The organism is Rhodoferax sp. BLA1 (assembly GCF_013416775.1).
Classification (GTDB): Bacteria; Pseudomonadota; Gammaproteobacteria; order Burkholderiales; family Burkholderiaceae_C; genus Rhodoferax.
In genome coordinates this window covers 35,705-55,124 of sequence record NZ_SZVI01000006.1, presented here as the reverse complement: position 1 = coordinate 55,124, position 19,420 = coordinate 35,705, and the positions used below count along the sequence as shown (strand labels likewise).

The 19,420-nt window shown below is 55.4% G+C and carries 14 protein-coding genes; 11 read left to right on the top strand and 3 right to left on the bottom strand.

The features are described from left to right. The first annotated feature begins 73 nt into the window (after window positions 1–73). Both prsT and xdp1 read left to right on the top strand, forming a co-directional pair. Window positions 74–2,956, top strand: coding sequence for an XrtA/PEP-CTERM system TPR-repeat protein PrsT (gene prsT / locus FDG13_RS07360; RefSeq protein ID WP_180126282.1), 2,883 nt, complete (start codon window positions 74–76; stop codon window positions 2,954–2,956). A 189-nt stretch (window positions 2,957–3,145) separates the two neighbouring features. After that, window positions 3,146–3,955, top strand: a complete 810-nt coding sequence (gene xdp1 / locus FDG13_RS07355; protein ID WP_180126280.1) for an exosortase-dependent surface protein XDP1 — start codon at window positions 3,146–3,148, stop codon at window positions 3,953–3,955. 102 nt (window positions 3,956–4,057) lie between these two features. On the opposite strand, the gene ald is transcribed toward xdp1, so the two are convergent. Continuing rightward, window positions 4,058–5,170 (bottom strand): alanine dehydrogenase, encoded by a 1,113-nt coding sequence (ald, locus tag FDG13_RS07350; RefSeq protein WP_180126278.1) that lies wholly within the window; start codon window positions 5,168–5,170, stop codon window positions 4,058–4,060. 211 nt (window positions 5,171–5,381) lie between these two features. Next, the gene (locus FDG13_RS07345; protein ID WP_180126276.1) at window positions 5,382–6,392 is read right to left on the bottom strand and encodes a hypothetical protein; all 1,011 of its coding nucleotides are present in this window, start codon (window positions 6,390–6,392) and stop codon (window positions 5,382–5,384) included. A gap of 87 nt (window positions 6,393–6,479) precedes the next feature. On the opposite strand from FDG13_RS07345, the gene FDG13_RS07340 reads away from it, so the two are divergent. The 9 genes from FDG13_RS07340 to FDG13_RS07300 all read left to right on the top strand — a co-directional run bounded on the left by FDG13_RS07340 (window position 6,480) and on the right by FDG13_RS07300 (window position 18,059). Then, window positions 6,480–8,651, top strand: a complete 2,172-nt coding sequence (locus FDG13_RS07340; RefSeq protein ID WP_180126274.1) for a VanZ family protein — start codon at window positions 6,480–6,482, stop codon at window positions 8,649–8,651. 36 nt (window positions 8,652–8,687) lie between these two features. Then, on the top strand, window positions 8,688–10,166 hold the full coding sequence (locus FDG13_RS07335) for a UbiA family prenyltransferase (RefSeq protein ID WP_180126272.1): 1,479 nt from the start codon (window positions 8,688–8,690) through the stop codon (window positions 10,164–10,166). Further along, the gene (locus tag FDG13_RS07330; protein ID WP_180126270.1) at window positions 10,166–10,531 is read left to right on the top strand and encodes an EamA family transporter; all 366 of its coding nucleotides are present in this window, start codon (window positions 10,166–10,168) and stop codon (window positions 10,529–10,531) included. Before FDG13_RS07335 ends, FDG13_RS07330 begins: the two co-directional genes overlap by 1 nt. A gap of 1 nt (window position 10,532) precedes the next feature. Beyond that, window positions 10,533–11,804 (top strand): hypothetical protein, encoded by a 1,272-nt coding sequence (locus FDG13_RS07325; RefSeq protein WP_180126268.1) that lies wholly within the window; start codon window positions 10,533–10,535, stop codon window positions 11,802–11,804. 51 nt (window positions 11,805–11,855) lie between these two features. Then, window positions 11,856–13,346 (top strand): oligosaccharide flippase family protein, encoded by a 1,491-nt coding sequence (locus tag FDG13_RS07320; protein WP_255435147.1) that lies wholly within the window; start codon window positions 11,856–11,858, stop codon window positions 13,344–13,346. A 24-nt stretch (window positions 13,347–13,370) separates the two neighbouring features. Then, entirely contained in the window at window positions 13,371–14,354 is a 984-nt protein-coding gene (locus FDG13_RS07315) for a glycosyltransferase (RefSeq protein WP_180126264.1), read from the top strand. Between the two features lie 5 nt (window positions 14,355–14,359). Then, on the top strand, window positions 14,360–15,325 hold the full coding sequence (locus tag FDG13_RS07310; protein WP_180126262.1) for a glycosyltransferase family 2 protein: 966 nt from the start codon (window positions 14,360–14,362) through the stop codon (window positions 15,323–15,325). 116 nt (window positions 15,326–15,441) lie between these two features. Further along, window positions 15,442–17,052, top strand: a complete 1,611-nt coding sequence (locus FDG13_RS21350; protein ID WP_180126260.1) for a hypothetical protein — start codon at window positions 15,442–15,444, stop codon at window positions 17,050–17,052. Window positions 17,053–17,258: 206 nt separating this feature from the next. Then, on the top strand, window positions 17,259–18,059 hold the full coding sequence (locus FDG13_RS07300) for a glycosyltransferase (RefSeq protein ID WP_180126258.1): 801 nt from the start codon (window positions 17,259–17,261) through the stop codon (window positions 18,057–18,059). On the opposite strand, the gene FDG13_RS07295 is transcribed toward FDG13_RS07300, so the two are convergent. Further along, the gene (locus FDG13_RS07295; protein ID WP_180126256.1) at window positions 18,042–19,349 is read right to left on the bottom strand and encodes a putative O-glycosylation ligase, exosortase A system-associated; all 1,308 of its coding nucleotides are present in this window, start codon (window positions 19,347–19,349) and stop codon (window positions 18,042–18,044) included. The two genes, FDG13_RS07300 and FDG13_RS07295, sit on opposite strands and share 18 nt — an antisense overlap. Between the last annotated feature and the right edge of the window lie 71 nt (window positions 19,350–19,420).

The following is a 19,420-nucleotide window of genomic DNA, read 5'->3' as shown; positions in this document are numbered from 1 at the left end:
GCTGGAAAGCGCTTTCACGTTAATATTGAGCGGCTTTGCCAGACCCAGCGTCACTTACTTTGAGCCAGATGCCATGCCTCACCTCACCACCCAAAAGCTCCGCTTGTTTGCCCATTTGCGCCAGCTGAGTTCGGCCGCATTGGCTTGTGCCGTCCTGTGCTCCAGCCAAACAGTCTGGGCCGCTGACGCCAAAGCCTCCAAATATTACGAAGATGCACTCACCCGCTTTGAAAAGCAGGACACAACGGGTGCCATCATCCAGCTTAAAAATGCCCTGCAGATCGACAAAAACATGCTGCCGGTACAGATGCTGCTGGGCAAAGCCTTGTTGCAAAACGGTGATGTGGTGGCTGCCGAGGTGGCGTTCAACGAAGCATTGCGTCTGGGTGTGAACCGGGCCGAAGTGGTGGTGCCGCTGGCCCAGGCATACATGGCTCAGGGCAAGCAGGCGCAGGTGTTGAGCCAGCCCCAGTTTGCTGCGGCAGGTTTGCCACCGGACGTGCAATTACAGGTCTGGCTGCTCAGGGCTGCGGCCAGTGCCGACACGGGGGACCTGCGTGCTGCACTTAAAGCGGTGGACGAGGCGCGTGTGCTGGATGCCCGCTCGGCGGCGCCCTGGCTGGCAGAAGTGGCAGTGCGTATTCGCGCCAAACAGTTCAAGGAAGCCGAAGCCTCGGTTGCCCGTGCGCTGGAACTCACCCCCAACTCGGCTGACGCCTGGTACCAGAAAGGCTCGGTGACCCATGTGTCTGGAAACCTGCCAGACAGTTTGGCCGCTTACGACCAGGCCCTCAAACTCGACCCCAAACACATCGAGTCGCGCGTGGCCCGGGCCGGGCTCTACCTGGACCTGAACCGCCCGGCTGACACCCAGGCCGACATTGATGCCCTGACCCGTTATGCCCGCGAAGCCAGCATTGCCCGCAAAGAGCCTGTGCAACCCAGCGGCCCCAATGAGCCGAGAGCCTATTACCTGCAGGCGCTGCTGGCCGAGCGCAACCGACAACCCGAGGTGGCACAAAAGGCCCTGAAAGAGATCACCACGCTGCTTGATCCGGTACCGATTGACTTCATTCGTTACCGGCCTCAGTTGCTCATGCTCAACGGCCTGGCACATTACGGCCTGAATGAACCCGAGAAGGCCGCTCAGGCGCTGGAGTATTTTCAAAAAGTGCAGGGCAGTACCCCGGTAGCCAAGCTGCTGGCACAGATTTATTTTGCCCAGTCCAATACCAACCGTGCCGTCGACCTGCTGGAGGCCTACCTCCGGGCCAACCCCAACGACGGCCAGGCCATGACCATGCTGGCCGGGGCTCTGATGTCCAAAGGCCAGAACGCCAAAGCCACGACCCTGATGCAGCAGGCCCTGCAAACCCAGGACCGTCCTGAATTTCGCTCGGTGCTGGGTTTGAGCCTGATCCGCAGCGGCCAGGCGGGCAGTGGCATGACCGAGCTGGAAGCCGCCTTCAAAAAAGACCCGCGCCAGACCCAAGCCGCCACCACCCTGATTGGCTTGTACCTGCGCAGCAACCAGGCGGCCAAGGCCGTGACTTTGGCGGACACCTTGGTCAAGCAGCAGCCCAATAACGCCGGGTTCCATAACCTACTCGGCATGGCGCGTGGTCAAAGCGGCAGGGTGGCCGAATCCAAAACCGCATTCGAGAAAGCCATCGCGCAGGACCCGGCCTTTGTGCAACCCAAGCTGAATCTGGCCCGGGTTGAGATTGCCACCCGGGCGTTTGATGTCGCCGAGACCCGCCTAGAAGCCATTCTGAAAGACAACGAGAAAGACACCGACGCCATGTACGAGATGGCCTTGCTGTCAGACCGGCGCGGCCAGGAAGCGCAAGCCCAGCGTTGGCTGGAGAAAGCCACTGACCTGTCGGGCCCCAAAGACACTCGCTGGGCATTGGCGCTGTCAGACTTTCACCTGCAGCGCGGCCGTCCGGGCCCGGCGCTTGATGCGGTTAAAAAGGCTGCCGCCAAAGCCCCTGACGATTTGCCTGTGCTGATGATGTATGCGCGGGCTCAAATTGCCAATGGCGACACCGTGGGTGCCAAAAGCAGTTTGACCTCGGCCACCCGGGTGGCCGCTTACGACCCGGGTCAGCAGGTGGAGGTCGCATTGTTGCAAATGTCTGCCAAAAACTGGTCTGGGGCCTTGTACAGCCTGGATAAGGCGATATCAACTTCTGCAGACTACCTGCCCGCTTGGGCGTTGTTGAGTGAGTTGGAGCTGATGCAGGGTGAGCCCGCCAAAGCCGAACAACGCGCGCGTGAAATCGTCGCCAAATACCCCAAGCGTGCCGTCGGCCCAGGCTTGCTCGGCGATATTGCCCAGTCGCGCGGACAGGCGCAGCAAGCGCTGGCGTTCTACAAACAGGCCCACCAGCTGGAGCCGTCCACTGGCAGCTTCCTCAAGTTGTTTGGGGCGTTGAGTAGCCAGGACGGTGGCAAACCCGCCTTGCAACTGGCCCAGAGCTGGGTCAAAGCACGACCCAGAGATGCCATCGCCCAAAAAACGCTGGCCAACGCCTATGCTCGTAATGGCCAGTTTGCCGCTGCCAAAAATACGTTTGAGGTTCTGCTGAAGCTGACTCCAGACGACAGCGACGTCATGAACAACCTGGCCAACGTCTTGTTACGCCTGAAAGACCCCAGCGCCATCACCGTGGCTGAACAAGCTGTGGCCAAAGCACCCACCAACTACAACGCCATCGACACCCTGGGTTGGGCATTGTTCCAGGCGGGCCAAACCGACCGCGCCCTGCAACTGCTGCGTGACGCCCGCCTGCGCCAGCCCGCCAGCCCGGAGATTCGTTATCACCTGGCGGCAGTGCTGGCGAAAACCGGACGCAACAACGAGGCGCGCGAGGAATTGGAGGCAGCGTTGAAAGGGGGCGCAAGCTTTGAGGGTGGCGCTGACGCGCGTGTTTTACTGCAAACCCTGAAATGACACCGTGTGCCAGAACACCCTGTCGATATTGTTTACAACATTGAAAGGGTTTTCATTGTTGCAAACTGTAACTGATTGAAAATTAAAAGAAAGTTCTTGTTGGCACAGATTTCGCTTATTCGGGATAGCCGTACCCCATTTGAAGGCTTTGCCCACGGTTAGACATCGTAGGTATAAGGAAAAAAGATTATGAAAACCGTTGTTCTCAAGAAAATTGTTCAGGCGCTGACCTTGGCCTCTGCTGCCGCGTTTGGTTCTTCTGCATTCGCGGGTGCAACTTGGTTGTTTGGTGACAATAACCCGACAAACGAATGCAACGCTACCGAAGCAGCTGGTGGTTGTGCTGCGCAGGCTGGATCCACGACAGGATCACCCAGCGTCCGCGTGTCCGCTTTTTCGACCACAGGAGCATCCGGGACGTTTGCTGCAGCAACTCTGACATCGTGGGATGGTGGTTTGGGCGTTCAGGCCAACGGTGCTGTGAACGACTCGGGGACACCGCAGCATGCCATTGATAACAGTGGTTACACAGACATGATCCTGCTGAATTTTGGTAGTGCCAAGATTGATTTGGACAGCGTCAAGATCGGTTGGAACAACAATGGAGATGCCGATATCAGTGTGTTTCGGTACATAGGCACCTCTGCCTCTCCAACGCCAGCTGGTCTCTCTGTCACCAATATGTCTACGGGGGGCTGGGAGCTGGTCGGCAATTATGCGGATCTGAGCACGTCTGGTGCGCGGGCCGTGAACAGCACCAACACGTCATCCAGCTGGTGGCTGATCAGTGCTTACAGTGAAGGTTTTGGCTCATCTAAAGAGACCGCAGGTGGTACTTTGGGGTCTGGCAACGACTATTTCAAAGTGTTGTCTTTGGCGGGGAATGTAGTCGCCCCGCCACCACCCAGCAAGATTCCCGAACCCGGTTCCCTGGCTCTGATGGGTATCGCCATGGCAGGTTTTGTTGCTACCCGTCGCCGCAAGTCAAAAGCAATCTGATCATCAAGCCTTGTGGCACAAAAAAGCACCGCATAAGCGGTGCTTTTTTTATGTCTTTTCAGTCTCTATCCCTTATTTTATAAGGGCTGATAGGTATGCAATTTATAGCATTGTATCGGCGCTGACGTAGTCATACCCCAGGTCTCGCGCCACGGCTTCGTAGGTGATTTTGCCGTCACAAACATTCAAACCAGCCTTGAGGTGTGGGTTGTCGCGCAGGGCCTGCTTCCAACCCTTGTCGGCCAGCGCCACGGCGTGGCTTATGGTGGCGTTGTTCAGTGCAAAGGTGCTGGTGCGCGCCACCGCGCCGGGCATGTTGGCCACGCAGTAGTGCACCACGTTGTCCACCAAATAGGTTGGCTCGGCATGGGTGGTGGCGCGGCTGGTCTCGAAGCAGCCGCCCTGGTCAATGGCCACATCCACTGCCACCGCGCCTTTTTTCATGCGGCTGACCATGTCGCGCGTGACCAGCTTGGGTGCGGCCGCACCAGGGATCAGCACACCACCTACCAGCAGGTCGGCATCCAGCACAGCGTCTTCCACACTCTGGGCGTTGGAGTAAACCGTGTGGATGCGGTTGCCAAACACCAGGTCCAGCGCACGCAGGCGGTCCACATTCTTGTCCAGCACGGTCACGCGAGCACCCATACCCACGGCCATTTGCAGTGCATGGGAGCCCACAACCCCTGCACCCAAGATCACCACATGGCCCGCAGGCACGCCCGGTACACCGCCCAGTAGGATGCCCATGCCGCCTTTGCTCTTTTCCAGATGCGTGGCACCGGCCTGAATCGCCATGCGACCGGCCACCTCACTCATCGGTGCCAGCAGTGGCAGACCGCCACTGGGGCCAGTGATGGTTTCGTAGGCGATACACACCGCGCCTGATTTCAGCAGGGCGGCGGTCTGGTCCGGGTCTGGAGCCAGGTGCAGGTAGGTGTAAAGAATCTGCCCGGGGCGCAGCAAAGCGCATTCGGCAGGCTGGGGCTCTTTGACCTTGACGATCATGTCGGCAGTGGCAAACACTTCAGCGGCGGTGGCCACCAACGTGGCGCCAGCCGTCTGGTACTGTGCGTCGCTCAGGCCAATGGCGGCGCCGGCACCGGACTGCACCAGCAGTTGGTGGCCATGGCTGGTGAGCTCACGTACGCTGGCGGGGGTCAGACCGACGCGGTACTCGTGGTTCTTGATTTCTTTGGGCAGTCCGATCAGCATGGCGCGCTCCGGGGGTTAGGAAAGCGCACAGTGTGTAACAAGCGGTTTGTGAATGGAACAAAGATCAGGCATTTCAGGGGAGCATTCGCGGGGCTAATGGTGTGTGACCGGTGTCGTGCCATCTTTGTAGCGCGCTTCTGCTGCCTGTAAGTTGACTCAAATCATGCTCTAGCCCTTATGATAAAAGGGTTAACAGCTATACAAATAGAAGTTACGGCCTGCACCCCATACCTTCAACGCAGCGCAGGTTGTTGTTGTACACACCGGGTCCGGCCAGCTCCAGCGCGCCGGGTCCTTGCAACTGGTTGCCCACGGCACGGATCACGTCAGCGCCAGGCGCCACACGCAAGAACTGGCCGCCAAATGGAAGGGGGTTGATGAGTGTGTTGCCTTCCAGATGGATTTCGTTGCGCGGCCAGGTGTAACCCTCTGCGCCAAAAGAAATCAGCAGTCTGTTCTCAGTCGTGGGGCTTTGCGAAATTGTGTTACCTGTCACATGCGCCATCCCACCGTTCGGGAACTCCAGTTCGTAACTGGCGCGCCCACCGGGCCCGTCAACCAGCCGGTTGCCTGCAATGTGATTCACAGCCGCCCGGCTCTTGAGCAGGTGGCCAATGTGTGCATGGTGAAAGTAGCTGCCGGTGACTGACAGTCGGGCTATGCGCCCCGCATACAAGTTGTGGTTGTGGCCATCCGGGCGCATGTTGTAGGCAAACTCGCTGTCTTCCACCTCCAGCTCGGTGTTGGGATCGTTGTTGGTGAGGAGTCCCATTTCGTTGTGGAAAAACCCGCAGTTCTTCACGTGCAGCGTGCCGGTGTCGAGCCGAATGCCTGCGCCGTTGCGGCTGGGCACCGCAGCACCTTCAAAGTCAAAACCCTCTACGCGCATGCCTTTGGCTCGCACCACCCAGATGCCTTTGCCCTCCACAGCGGCGCCCTGGGCCAGCAGGCGTACCCTGCCACCCACCGCACGCACCGTGACGTTGTCCTGCTGCCACAGCGCCACATCGGCGATGTAGTTGCCAGATTCAACCTCGATCACTGCGCCAGCCTTTGCCAGTTTCGATGCTTCAGCCAGCGTTTTGATGGTGTGAGCAGGCCCGACTCGCATCAGCTCAAATTGATTCTGCGCCTGCAACGGCTGCGCCACGCTTGCGTTGGCACACATCAACATGCCGACAAGCGTGAGTGCATTGGGCATTCGGTGGTGAAAAGGCATCATGATGCGTTCCTGAAACAGGTGCAGGCCAAACGGCAGCAAAGTACAGATACTATGACAGTCCAGCCCGACATTGTCACCAGAGCGCTCATGTTGAAGGAACCCACCATTACCACTGATGCCCACCCACGCGGTGCCCCTCATGGCCTGAACTGGTGGGTGTTTTTGTGGGCCTGCGTCGGCTTCATTGTTTACGGCTCGTTATTTCCGTTCAATTTTCAGGCTGACCCTGAACCATTGACCCAGTTCTATTCCGACTGGCACATGTTTCGCAATCTGTCAGACGCGTCAGACAATTTTCTGCTGTTCATTCCCCTGGGGATAGCGCTGGACGCCTGTTTCCGCACCCGCAGCGCCCGCCTTGTCGCTGGGCTGGCTGCCCTGCTGTTGCTGGGTGTGGGGGTGCAGTTGCTGCAGTTGTACCTGCCCAGCAGAACGTCGGCCATGTCTGATGTGCTTTGGAACGCGGTGGGCCTGGTTGTGGGGGTGATGTTATTTGCACATGTTCGCGTGGCCCTGTCAGGCTTGCAGCGCGTGGCAGCTGGGCAAGCCGATAGTTACGCCATGCTGCTTGTGGTGATCTGGTTCTTTTATGAGTCGTTCCCCTTTATCCCGACGCTCGACATTGGCCTGCTGCGTGAGCACATCAAATCTGCTGTGATCGCACCGCCTTTCGAGACCATGCGTTGGTTGCAGCACAGCCTGGCCGCCGCGCTGGCTGGTTTCGCTTTGTGGCGGGCCAACTGGCTTCAGCCACGCGGGCTGAATGTGTTGTTGCCCGGTGCGCTGGCTGTATTTTTGGAGATCTTTGTCGCCTACGGCAATTTGCGCCGCGAAACCTTGCTGGGCATTGTTTGTGGCTTGCTGCTTGGTTATTGGCTGTCAGCCCGATCTGCCAGAAATGTACTGTGGGCAGTGCTGGCCGTTGCAGGTGGTGCGCTTCTGATCACGGTTCTTACGCCTTACAGAGGCCAGCCAGTGGGTGCATTTTTCACATGGACACCTTTTTCCTATTTGTTTTGGTGGGGCAACACCAAAGACATATCGCCTTCCGCCTTCGAAGCCTTGAGCATTGGGGCCCTGTTTTGGGCGGGGCGCCTTTTCAAAGACGCGGTCCGGTTATCGCTGAGCCTGTGGGTTGTCAGCGTATTTGTCGCATTGGTTGTGCTGGAACTGGGTCGGGTTTTTCTTGTGGGCTACCACGGAGACACCACCGCCATTGTTCTGGCAGGGGTGCTGGCGTCGTTCCTCGTCTCGTTCAAGGTGCAACAGTCCAACGGGCAACAGACATTGCCGCCCGACACCCCAAATGCTGTACCGCCACCTCGGCTGGTTGCACCCGGCTATCGTGCGCATTTCATCACCTGTGTGGTGCTGGCTGCCCTTGCTGGTATCTTGTTTCATCTGCCTGCTGTGCCTTACAACGTGCGCGAGTTGCTGCCTCCTGGTTTGGAAGGTGTTGGGTCTGTGCTTGGACTAACGCTGATCGTCTATAGCATGGCCAATGGGACGTTTTTGCTGTTCAGTCCCCGCCGCCGGAAGTGGTTCTTGCTGTTTCCGGTCGTCATTGCGGTTCACGGCTGCCTTGTCTGGTGGGTACTTTGGCGCAGTGTTCCCATGGAGAGTCTGGCCGACATTGTTGGCTCTCCTGTGTTGGGCTGGCCGTGGCAGTGGGAGACACTTGGCCGGTACGTCGCTTTACACATGGTCATCATGCTGCAACTGCTGGGGGCTATTTTGTGTGTGCGGGCGATCCTACAACCGCCTAAGTTGGCTGATGCGCTTTACTGGGCCGTGATCAGTGCTCTGATGGCCTGGCCGCTGTATCTGCTGGTGGTGCAAGGGGCCGCCACCGACAACCTCACCGAACTCATTGCCGATGACGCGGGTTTCTGGGCCAGTAGCGCGCTGCTCGGTGCATTTTTTCTGACTTGCCTGGCCGCCAGTTGTGTGGCTGCTGCCTTGGCTGGCGCACCTCGCGCCATCACTTTGAGTGCACTGGCTGTGGTGGCAGCAGTTGCAGCGGTGGCGATGTATTGGACAGGGGCAGAACACACCATCGTCAAATATGGCAAGGTGTTTTCAGCTTTCCAGTTTTTGTTGAGTTCCGACCGCACCCATTACGCCCAAGGAGGGGAGTTGGTTCTGCGGTTTGGTGCAGCGTTCTTGGGTGTTTGTTGTGGCTTGGCTGTATTGCAATGGACTTCGTGGCGCCATGTTTGCGGGATACCACCCACAGGCCAAAAAGAAAGCAGTCACTAGCTACACTGCAGCCAGCAAAATTCACATCATGACTTCATGACCAACAACAACCTACTGACTGATGTGGTTTCTGGCCCTCCATCATTGGGGCCATTGGTTGTTGACCTGGATGGAACCCTCACACCAACTGACACGCTGGTTGAGTCGGTTGTCCAGTTCATCAAGCAGTCGCCGTTCAGTATTTTCTGGGTTGTCTACTGGCTGCTTTTGGGGCGCGCCGGGTTCAAGCACCAAATCGCTTTGCGCGTCAGTATTGCTGTCGACCTTTTGCCCTACCGCCAATCACTGCTTGATTATCTGAACGGCGAAAAACTCAAGGGTCGGCCAATCATCCTTGCTACCGCTGCCCACAGATCGATTGCAGACAAAGTCGCAGCCCACCTGGGCTTGTTCGACGGTGTGTTGGCCACGGACGCCAACCATAACCTCAAAGGTCGCAACAAACTGGCTGCCATCCAGGCCCAATTCGGGGACAACTTTGTTTATGCAGGTGATTGTCAGGCCGATATGCCCATTTGGCAGGCGGCGCGGGCCGCTGTGCTGGTGGGCGTTTCTCCAGCGCTGGCCCAGGCTGTCAGCCAGAGCGTGCCAGTAGAACAGACGTTCACTGAAGCACGGCCTGGCGTCACCACTTGGCTCAAAGCCCTTCGCGTGCATCAGTGGCTCAAAAACCTGCTGCTTTTTGTACCTTTACTCACGGCATTTTCATTTTCAGATGTTTGGCTGTTCGCCACCATGGTGGTGGCTTTCATGGCTTTTTCCCTGGCAGCGTCGGCCACTTATGTGGTCAACGATTTGTGGGACCTTGACAATGACCGCGCTCACCCACGCAAGCGAAGCCGCCCTTTTGCAAGCTGCAAAATCCCCATCATCCAGGGTGTTCTTGTGGCCAGTGTGGCCCTTGTTGCGGCTTTTGTGCTGGCCTGGGCGGTCAACCCTGGCTTTTTCCTGATGCTTGTCTTGTATGTGGTGCTCACCAGCACGTACAGCTGGGCCCTGAAAGAATATGTCTTGGTTGATGTTCTGATGCTGGCCCTGTTGTACACCCTGCGCATCCTGGCGGGGTCGGTGGCAGTGGGCATTGCCACCAGTGCCTGGTTGCTCGCGTTTTCCGTGTTTGTTTTTCTCAGCCTGGCTCTGGTCAAGCGCTGCTCTGAGCTCGTCACGCTCGACCAAATGGGCGTTAAAGCTGCCCATGGCCGTGACTACCGCGTGGCTGACTTGGTGGTGCTGTGGCCGCTGGGCGTAGGTGCCGCGCTGTCTGCCGTGGTGGTGTTTGGTTTGTTCATCAACGCCCCTGAAACCCAGTTGCGCTACGCTACCCCTCAACTCCTGTGGCTGGTGGCTGTGGGCCTGATTTACTGGTTGGCGCGGTTGTGGGTGAAAACCTCCCGTGGTGAAATGCATGATGACCCTGTCATCTATGCCATCAAAGACCATGGCAGTCGCATCACGGTTTTGGCCATGGTTGGCATCATGCTTGCTGCGCATTTCCTCAAATTTGGTACTGCCTGATGAATACCCTCTTGATTGCCATCCTCAGCGTTGCAATATCAGTTGCTGCACAGTTCTCGCTAAAGGCAGGCATGTCTGGCACGGCGGTCAAAGCCGTGTTGGCGCAGCCCTTTGGCTTGCAAACTGTGCTGACGGTTTTTTTAAACAAGTTTGTTTTGGGTGGCTTTGTTCTGTACGGTCTGGGTGCCGTTGTCTGGCTCGCCGTGTTGTCCAAGTGGGACGTCAGCAAGGCCTACCCTTTGGTGGGACTGGGCTTTGCGCTCACGGTGGTGGTCGGTTACCTGCTGGGTGAGCAGGTCACACCCGCCCGAGTTGTGGGTGTGACGCTGATCTGTGCCGGGGTTTTTGTCATGGGTCGCACCTAGCATGGTGCGGCGCAACAATCTGCCAGACTTGGCCATTGCGTTGGTATTGGCCAGCGGGTTCTTCTTTTTGTACGCCCATTTTGGACTCAGGCTGGCGCAGGGCATCTACTTCGACTATCTGAATCTGGCGTTTGACTTTGACCCACCGTATTTCATCGATTTCCTGGTGGGAACCTTGCCTTCAGGGGTGAATTACAAACATCCCCTGTCTATGCTCTTTCGACCATTTGCAAGCCTGTTTTTGGTTTTTGGGTTCGAACCTAAAGCGGCAGCAGCGCTGGTCATGGCGCTGTTTGGCGGCCTGACTGTGGCGCTGGTTTACGCATTTGGTTGCCTGGCCAGTTTTGGCCGTTTGCCAGCCATTGCTGCAACGCTGTTTTTTGGTGCCAGTTCAACGCCGGTTTTCACGTCCATCATTGTTGAGTCCTATGGGTGGGCCAGTTTCTCCATCGTGCTGGTATGGTGTGTTTTCATGCTGGGTCAGCGTGCCAAAGTCGCTCCGGTGACGGCTCCTTTGTTGGCTGCGGTGCTTGTTGCGGGGGTCACCATCACCAACATCATGCACGCCTTTGTTGCCGAACTGTTCAGTCGGCTGCGCACCGACAGCGTCAAACAGGCCATCCTGAGAGCCGTGTTATTTGGTTGTTACGCAGGCTTGGCCTTGGTGTTTGTGCTTGCTGTTCTGCAGCCGCTGGAGCTGTGGGAGGTCTTTGCCCGCCCTGTACAAACTGCGAAAGAAATCTATTGGCTCAGAACCAAAGGTGAGACGACTGGCCTTGCCGAATTGTTGTTGACTTTTTTTGGGTACTCATTTTTCTCCCCTGCGTTTGCCAAGGTTGTGATTGGCCCAGACATTTTTATGAGCGACTTCAGAACGTTCAGCTACGCTTTGGCTGAAAGTTTGTTTGTGGTTGTTTGGTGGGTTTTTGCTGTGGCAGGTGCCGTGCTGGGTTTGATGCATCCTCAGTACCGGCGAGTGGCGATGCCACTGGCGTTGATTGTTGTGCTCAATCTGCTGTTTCATCTTGACTACCAGTTCAGGGGAAGCTTGTATCTCTATGCGGCGCACCTGCATTTCCCGATATTTGCACTCGGGATGGGCGCTGCGCCTTGGGTGACCGGCCAAAACTTGCGGATTCGTATCGGCTATGTGGGCATTTTGCTCATGTTGGCCGTGGCTGCGCTGGCAATCAACTTGCAGCGCGCCTCTGACTTTGTCGTGATGTTTGATACGCTGCTGTTCTCCGCAGATGCGGCGGCCATCAGGCGCTGAGAAACATCCGCACTTCTTCGCTGTTATTGCAATTTTTGCCTGAATCGTTCAATGTCTCGGCCAACGCCCGCACCCGGAAAGGACCCAAAATCAGCACTGCTCGCCGGCGCGTTGTGGGCTGTGAGCATGCGCTGGTCGGTCAAATCCCTTGGTTTGATCAGCACCGCAATACTCGCCAGGTTTCTCTCACCTCAAGACTATGGCGTCGTGTCCATGGCTTTCCTGGTGGTGGCACTGGTTGAAACGTTTTTGAATACCGGGGCAGCACATGCGTTGGTCAGGTTGGGACCCAACCCCACGGTGAATCAAATCAACTCAGCCTGGACTTTGCGTGGCCTGCAGGGCTGCGTCATGGCCCTTGTTTTGGCTGCGGTGGCACCATTGGCGGCCATGTATTTCAATGAACCGCGTGTCGCGCCAATTATTTGGGTTGTTGGCGCTTGCCTCGCCTTCATGGGTTTTTCCAACATTGGCATGACTCTGGCATACCGTGATCTGCAGTTTTCAGTTGAGTTCAAATTGGCGCTCTGCACCAAACTCACCTCTGTCACAGTGACTTTGTTGGCCGCTTTGTATTTTGCGGACTACAAGGCGTTGGTGAGTGGCATTCTGGCGGGTTTTTTCATGGAGTGGCTGTTGTCCTATCGACTGCATTCATACCGCCCTCGTTGGTGTACCGAGAATGTTAAGGACATCTGGGCCATCTCGAAATGGTTGTTGATCACCGGTATAGGGAGCTTTTTCCTGCACAAAACGGATCAACTCATGGCCGGGCGCGTCGGCAACACACAAGAGTATGGTTTGTATACCGTGGGCGCTGATATCGGTCAGCTGCCTACCGGGGAGCTTGGCCCAACACTCACTCGCCCGCTTTTTCCCATTCTTTCATCCATGAAGCACGATTGGGAAAGAGCCAAGGCCGCCACACTCAAAACCATGGCAAGTGCCAACGCCATCACCATGCCTTTGGGGTTTGGTCTGGCCGCCGTCAGTGAACAAGCTACTTTGCTTTTGCTGGGAAGCCAATGGAAAGATGCAACACCTTTTGTGGCGGGTTTTGCCATCATTGGTGTGGTTCAATATCTCACCGGGCCCATCGGTACCCTGCTGAATGTTGCGGGGCACGTGCGTGTGCAAAGCCGCATCGTTTGGATGGAGTTTTTGTCTTTTGTCGCCTTGGCACTGCTTTTAACGCCCACCTATTACCTGCAAGGATTGATGTTGGCGCGTATTGGCAGTGGGCTTTTTCAGGCCATACTGATGATGTATGCAGCGCGTCAACACATGCAGTTGTCCTTGCGCAAGAGTGTCGGGTCAGTCGTCCGACCATTGGGTGGTTCCTTGGCCATGTATGGATTGCTGGTGACTTGCGGACAATGGGTTGATCTTCCGATGGTCAATCTTGTGTTGAACGTGCTACTTGGCGCCCTTTTCTACACGACATGGCTGTTGTTAACCTGGCGAGTTGCAAAATGCCCAGAAGGTTTGGAATCAACTGCCATTGAGTTTATTCAAGCCAAAATAAAGCGCCGCTCTACCTGAGCATAGGCGCCATCGACTAAAAATATGAGTCACAAAATCCTGGTCAGCATCCTCAATTGGAACTCAGCTGCAGACACAATCCGGTGTGTCGAATCTGTGTTGAAGCTAAATCCCATAGATGAATATGATGTAGAGATATCGGTTATTGACAATGCGTCAGAAGCAGATGACTATGACATATTGAGGAAGGCTGGCGAAGGATTACGTATTCCAATATGCAGAAATGTCACAAACCTCGGTTTTGCAGGTGGACACAATATCTCTCTTCAACGGTGCCTGGAAGAAGATTTCGAATATGTTTGGTTGCTCAATAACGATGCTGTCACCGATGCCAATACGCTGTCTGAACTCATTCAACTCATGGAGAAAGAGCCCCGGTGTGGTTCCTGTTCCCCAGTCATCAAAAGACTTGGAAATCCTGGTGTAGTTGACTTTTGTGGAGCCATTCACAATTGGCAGAGCTTGGGTATGCTCAATCCCGCCAGCATAGATGTCGCCCCTACCTTCTGTGAAGCACATTCAGAAAATGTGTGGCTTGTAGGTACCGCGTTGTTGCTTCGAATGGATGCATTGCGGCAAGTCGGACTGTTAAATGAAAAGCTATTTGCTTACTACGAAGACGATGATATTGGTGCACGGTTGAATCAAGGTGGCTGGATAAATAAGATGTGCTTCAGCAGTGGTGTTGAACATGCATGTTTTGATGGTGTTATCACGGACCGGAAGCCCTATTATTTTTACCTGATGGCTCGTAATTCTTTTTTGTTTTTTCTGGCCTATACACCTCAATCTCATCGGAAACTATTGCGCACCCGTCTTGTTGACCACTCTCTGGTATGGGCTGAAAAACTGTACCAACTTGGGTACAGCGACAAAGCCAATGCCTGTTTGCTGGGTATCGTGGATGGGTTGGCCGGAAAAGGTGGCCCGCCCGATTTGAATCGCCGTGCACCCCTCTGGCTTCATCTGCTGCGGCCCTTAGACCGCTGGTGGAACCGCAGGCGCTGATCAGCATGTTTATCTCCATCGTTGTCCCGACCCGTAACCGTGTTGCGCTGTTGACGCGTGCGTTGCAGGCGATTCGATCACAGACCTATCCACATTACGAAGTGCTGGTGGTCGACGATGGTTCTGACGCCCAGACGCGTGCTCTGTATCCCGCTCTTTGCGCCGAATTGGGAGACCGTTTTCGGCTGCTTCATGTGGGTACAGACGGCCAGCGCGGGCAAGGCCCATCGGCCAGTCGAAATATGGGTATCAGCCAGGCCCAAGGAGAGCTTCTGGCCTTTTGTGACGATGACGATTTATGGATCGATCCAGCACACCTTGCGGCAGTCTCGCGACTGTTTGAGACGCAGGCGGGTGTTGATTTGTGCATCAGCAATCAGCGCGCTGTGTTTGTGGACGGCAAGGTTCGAGAGCATTGGCTGCCCGCCCTGTCCAACCGCATCAACGCTTTGCCTCGGCTAGATGATCGCTTCAGCGTTGTCTCCATGGCAGAACTTTGCCAGAGTGGCGGCTTTGCCCACCTCAACATGTTGTGTGTGCGTCGCCAGGTGGTCACTGCAGTGGACGGTTTCTGGGAGGCGGTCAATTACGAGGAAGACCGAGATTTTTTTTGGCGCTGCGCTGACGTCTGCCGTGGCCTGGCCTACACCGCCACCACGGTGGCACAACATCATGTGCCTGACCCGGCACGTCGGGTCAATGTGTCCTCGGCCATCCAGCAGCAGGAACGCTGGCTGGTGGCCGCTTTGGTCAGCCGGCACATCGCGATTAGCGTGAAGTCGCCAGTCGTGGCGCGACTGTTTTTGCACCACGAGGGCGACCTGCTCAGGCGACTGGCGCTCCACTGTGCAGAGCACCACCAGCCGAGTGCCAGTTTGCTCCTGGCGCGCCAAGCACTGGGGGCCAGGTTCTCTATCAAGTGGGCTATCTACTGCGTCTGGGCCTGGGCCAAGTCGCTTAAACCGTGGTAGTTGTCCGCTAGACTCAGGAAATGGCATCCCCCCCCAAAGTTCTCATCATTGGTGACGATACCCGCAGTTTTTTGGCGTGTGTCCGCTCGCTGGGTCGCCGCGGGGTGGAGGTGCATGTGGCACCTTATTCTCTGGATGCGCCAGCCTTGCAGTCTCGCTACATCCGCAAAGTGCATGTTCTTCCGTATTACCTGGACGACGGTGCCAAGTGGCTGCGGGCGATGCGCAGATTGTTGGTTGAAGAGGGGTTTGATATGGTTCTGCCGTGTGAAGAGCGGAGCCTGCTCCCCCTTTTTGCACACCAATCCGAATTCCCGGGCACGACTGTGCTGGCCATACCTGATGCCGTGGCACTGGAGGTCTTTTTTGACAAGGTCAACACCCGTCAATTAGCCCAGCGCTGCCATGTGGCCATCCCTGATGGCTACATCTGGCAAGCTGACAGCAGCATCACGCAGTTGCAGGCTGAGATCGGCTTTCCCATGGTAGCCAAGCACCGCCATTCCTACAACCTGTCTCAACTGTATGTTCGAACTCAGGTTCGCATGCTCGACAACGTTGCAGAGCTGGTCGAATGGCTTGATCGGAACCAGCCTGCTCCCGATACCGTTTACTTTGAGAAGGTGGTAGACGGTATCGGCATTGGCGTTTCGGTCTTGTGCCACAAAGGCCAGGTATTGCAAGCGTTTGAACACCATCGTGCCAACGAACTGGCTGGTAGCAGCTATTACCGCAAAAGCATGCCGCTTCATGCTGAGCGGGTCGCGGCGGTGACGCGTATGGTGGCGGCCATCGAGTACACCGGCCTGGCCATGTTTGAGTTCAAGCTCAACACCCACTCTGGCCAATGGGTGCTTTTGGAGGTCAATGCCCGTCCGTGGGGTTCGTTGCCCCTGCCACTGGCTTGGGGGGTGGATTTCCCTTATCGCCTGTACCAGCTGTTGTGTGCCCATCAGCTCACTTCACCAATACCGTATCCGGCGGGCCGATACAACCGCAACTTGATTGGTGATATCTGGCAGATGCGTGCTTGGGTAGCGCAGCTCAAACACCAGCCCATCACCCTGGCCAAAGTGACGCTACGTTGGTTGGCCGGTTTCGCGCGCCTGCTCACAGGGCGTGAAAAACACGACATGCTGGTGGTAGACGATCCGCGCCCGGCCTGGGCGGAAGTCAAGCAATTTGTCCTGCAACGGTTTGCGTCGGGTGCTGAGGCGTCTGCTGCCCTGAACAGCAAACCCCGACTGAAGACCCTGGGGGCAGGGCAACCTCGCCATCTCCTATTTGTCTGTCAAGGAAATATATGCCGTAGCCCTTATGCAGAAAGGAAAGCTAGATATATTTTCGATAGCGTTGGGTTGGCGGTGCAGGTTGATTCTGCTGGCATGTTGCCGCGCAACCAGCGAGCCTCGCCCGCCGTTGCCATGGAGGCTGCCAGGCTTGCAGGTGTTGACTTGAGCTCGCACCTGTCCAAATGTGTTGATGCCGAGTTGGTGGCGGCTGCCGATCTCATCGTGATTTTTGATGACATCAACTATGCCCATTTCAGGCAACGACATCCTGAGCAGATGGACAAACTGATTTTTTTATCCTCGTTCACCCCACAAACTGGAGCACTTCAGTACCTGGAAGACCCCGATGGCAAAGACCTTGATGCTTTCCAAAAAGTTTATGCCCGCATTGACCAGTGTCTGGTCAATCTGGCCCAGCAACTGAAATCATGCTGAATTTGGATAACCATCAGCCGGTGGTTTTGCCAGTTGGTGCACCTCCGGTTCTGACGGTGGTGGTGGACACAGAAGAGGAGTTTGACTGGAGCCAGCCTTTTTCCAGGAGCAATACCTGCACGCGGTCTATTGCCGCACAGCCTTTGGTTCATCAACGGGTATTTGACAAACACGGAGTGGTCCCCACCTACGTCATAGATTGGCCTGTGGCCAACGACCCTCAGGCCGTCAAGGTGCTGAAGGCCCTCATGAATGTCGGGCGGTGTGAGATAGGCACCCATTTGCACCCCTGGGTGTCGCCGCCGCATGACGAAGAGGTCAATACCCACAACTCCTATGCCGGCAACCTGCCGCAAGCACTCGAGTATCAAAAGCTTGAACTGTTGACCCAAGCCATTGACGCCAGCTTTGGCAAACGGCCCATCGTGTTCAAAGCTGGGCGCTACGGCGTTGGCCCGCACACAGCAGACACCATCGCCCAGCTAGGTTATTTGATCGATGCCAGCGTTGTTCCTTACACTGACATGCGTGGTGATGGCGGCCCCAACTTCTCAAAACATGACGCCCACCCGCGCTGGTTCACAGCCCATAACCAAACCTTGTTGGAACTCCCTGCCACCGCGGGTTATGCAGGCAAACTACATCGCCAAGGGCGCTGGTTGTACCCCGCCATGCAAAAGAGTCTGGCCAAACACCTGCGACTGCCTGGCATGGCCTCCAGGGCTGGCCTGCTTGAACGGGTCAAACTCACCCCCGAGGGTTACAGTGCCAAAGAACTCATCAACCTGACCCGGTGTCTGCATGCGCAGGGTTGCAGCTTCTTTGGCCTGACTTATCACAGCCCTTCTTTGTCGCCAGGCAACACCCCTTATGTGAGGTCGCCTGAAGATCTTGAGAATTTTTTATCTGTGCTGGATGAATACATTTCGTTCTTTGTCAATGAATTGAACGGGAAAACACTTTCAGCTTCAGCCTATCTCAAACTAGCATCAAGCCAGCGTGCGTAACTTGTTGTTGATTTGAGCGTCAACAACGGTGTGCAATACCGACATCAGGCAAATCAGAATATAAACCACCTCGTAGTAGGTTAAGCTGACACCAGCCCCCCCCACCATATAGCCGAGCAGCGACAAAAATATGGCGTCTGCCATATCACGTGCCCAAATTAAATCAGGACGATCAAATTTTTTTATTTTTTGAGTGATGGATCGCCTGTTGAAATAACTGGAGGCAAGCAATGCCAAAAATAGAAACAAACCAATAAACCCCATGTCACCAAGGACTTGAAAGTAAACACTGTGTGCTACCAAGGTGCTGTATTGGCTCATGTCCATTGAGAAAAAGCTTGGCATGTCTTTATAAATTTCCCAAATCCAGAAATTTTGAATGGCTGAAAATCCCGCCCCAAATACAGGATTTGCCAAGCCCAAAGCCGCGCTGACTTTCCATGCGGCAACCCGATTCATGAAAGAGAGATCTTCATCTGCAGTTTGAATCGAAGACACCCTGTCAAACCAGCTGTCAGGTGCGGCCAAAAAAATGATCACGACACCTGCCAGAACGCCCAATAAAGCAAGTCCCTTGCGACGACTTCCTACGAAATACCACAAGCCCAGGACGGACAGCGCCAGAAAGCCACCCCGAGAATTGGTGGCAATAATGGTTAATATTGTTAACAGTGCGCCGATGATGGCAGCAATTTTGCTGTATTTGTTATTAAATACCGTAGAAAAATAAAGCAAAATAGGCAAGACAATAACCATTCCTACAGCAAATAAGTTGTTGTCGGTCAGTGACGAATTGCCAATACCGTTCATTCTATGACCGCCACCTGAGGCGATGAATTTCAACCCTTCCACAACACCATGTAAGCCCAGTCCAAGTGCTAGCATTACCAACAAAGCATGAATCCCGGCCCGATCTCTTACAAAAAATGGAATAGCCAGTGTAAATGCGAATCCCTTGACAAAATCTTCATACCGGATGGCGAGCATGGGGTTGGGGCGTAGCGCAAATAGGGTGCTCAAGCTGGCGTGTATAAAAAAGGCGAGTAGAAGCCAGTAAGTAGCGGATAGTTTTAATTTTGTTCCCTTGGTGCCTGTTTTGCCAAGAAAAAGCAAACCCAAGGCAACGGCGGCAAATATAAAGTTGAACCGCACACCCAGCATGAAACCATATAAGTAGTGAGCCGGTGTTAATACCGTGGTGTAGCCCCAAAACAAAAAAGCCACAAAACCATTCATAATGGCCATGGGTACCATGCCCAGCATGGCCAAAAACATGACCATATCTCTCATGGTTTTTTATCCGTTTCTTTGAATGAAAATAGGCCTAGATCAGGGGCCTCGCCCTTCCTGAGTTTGATAAG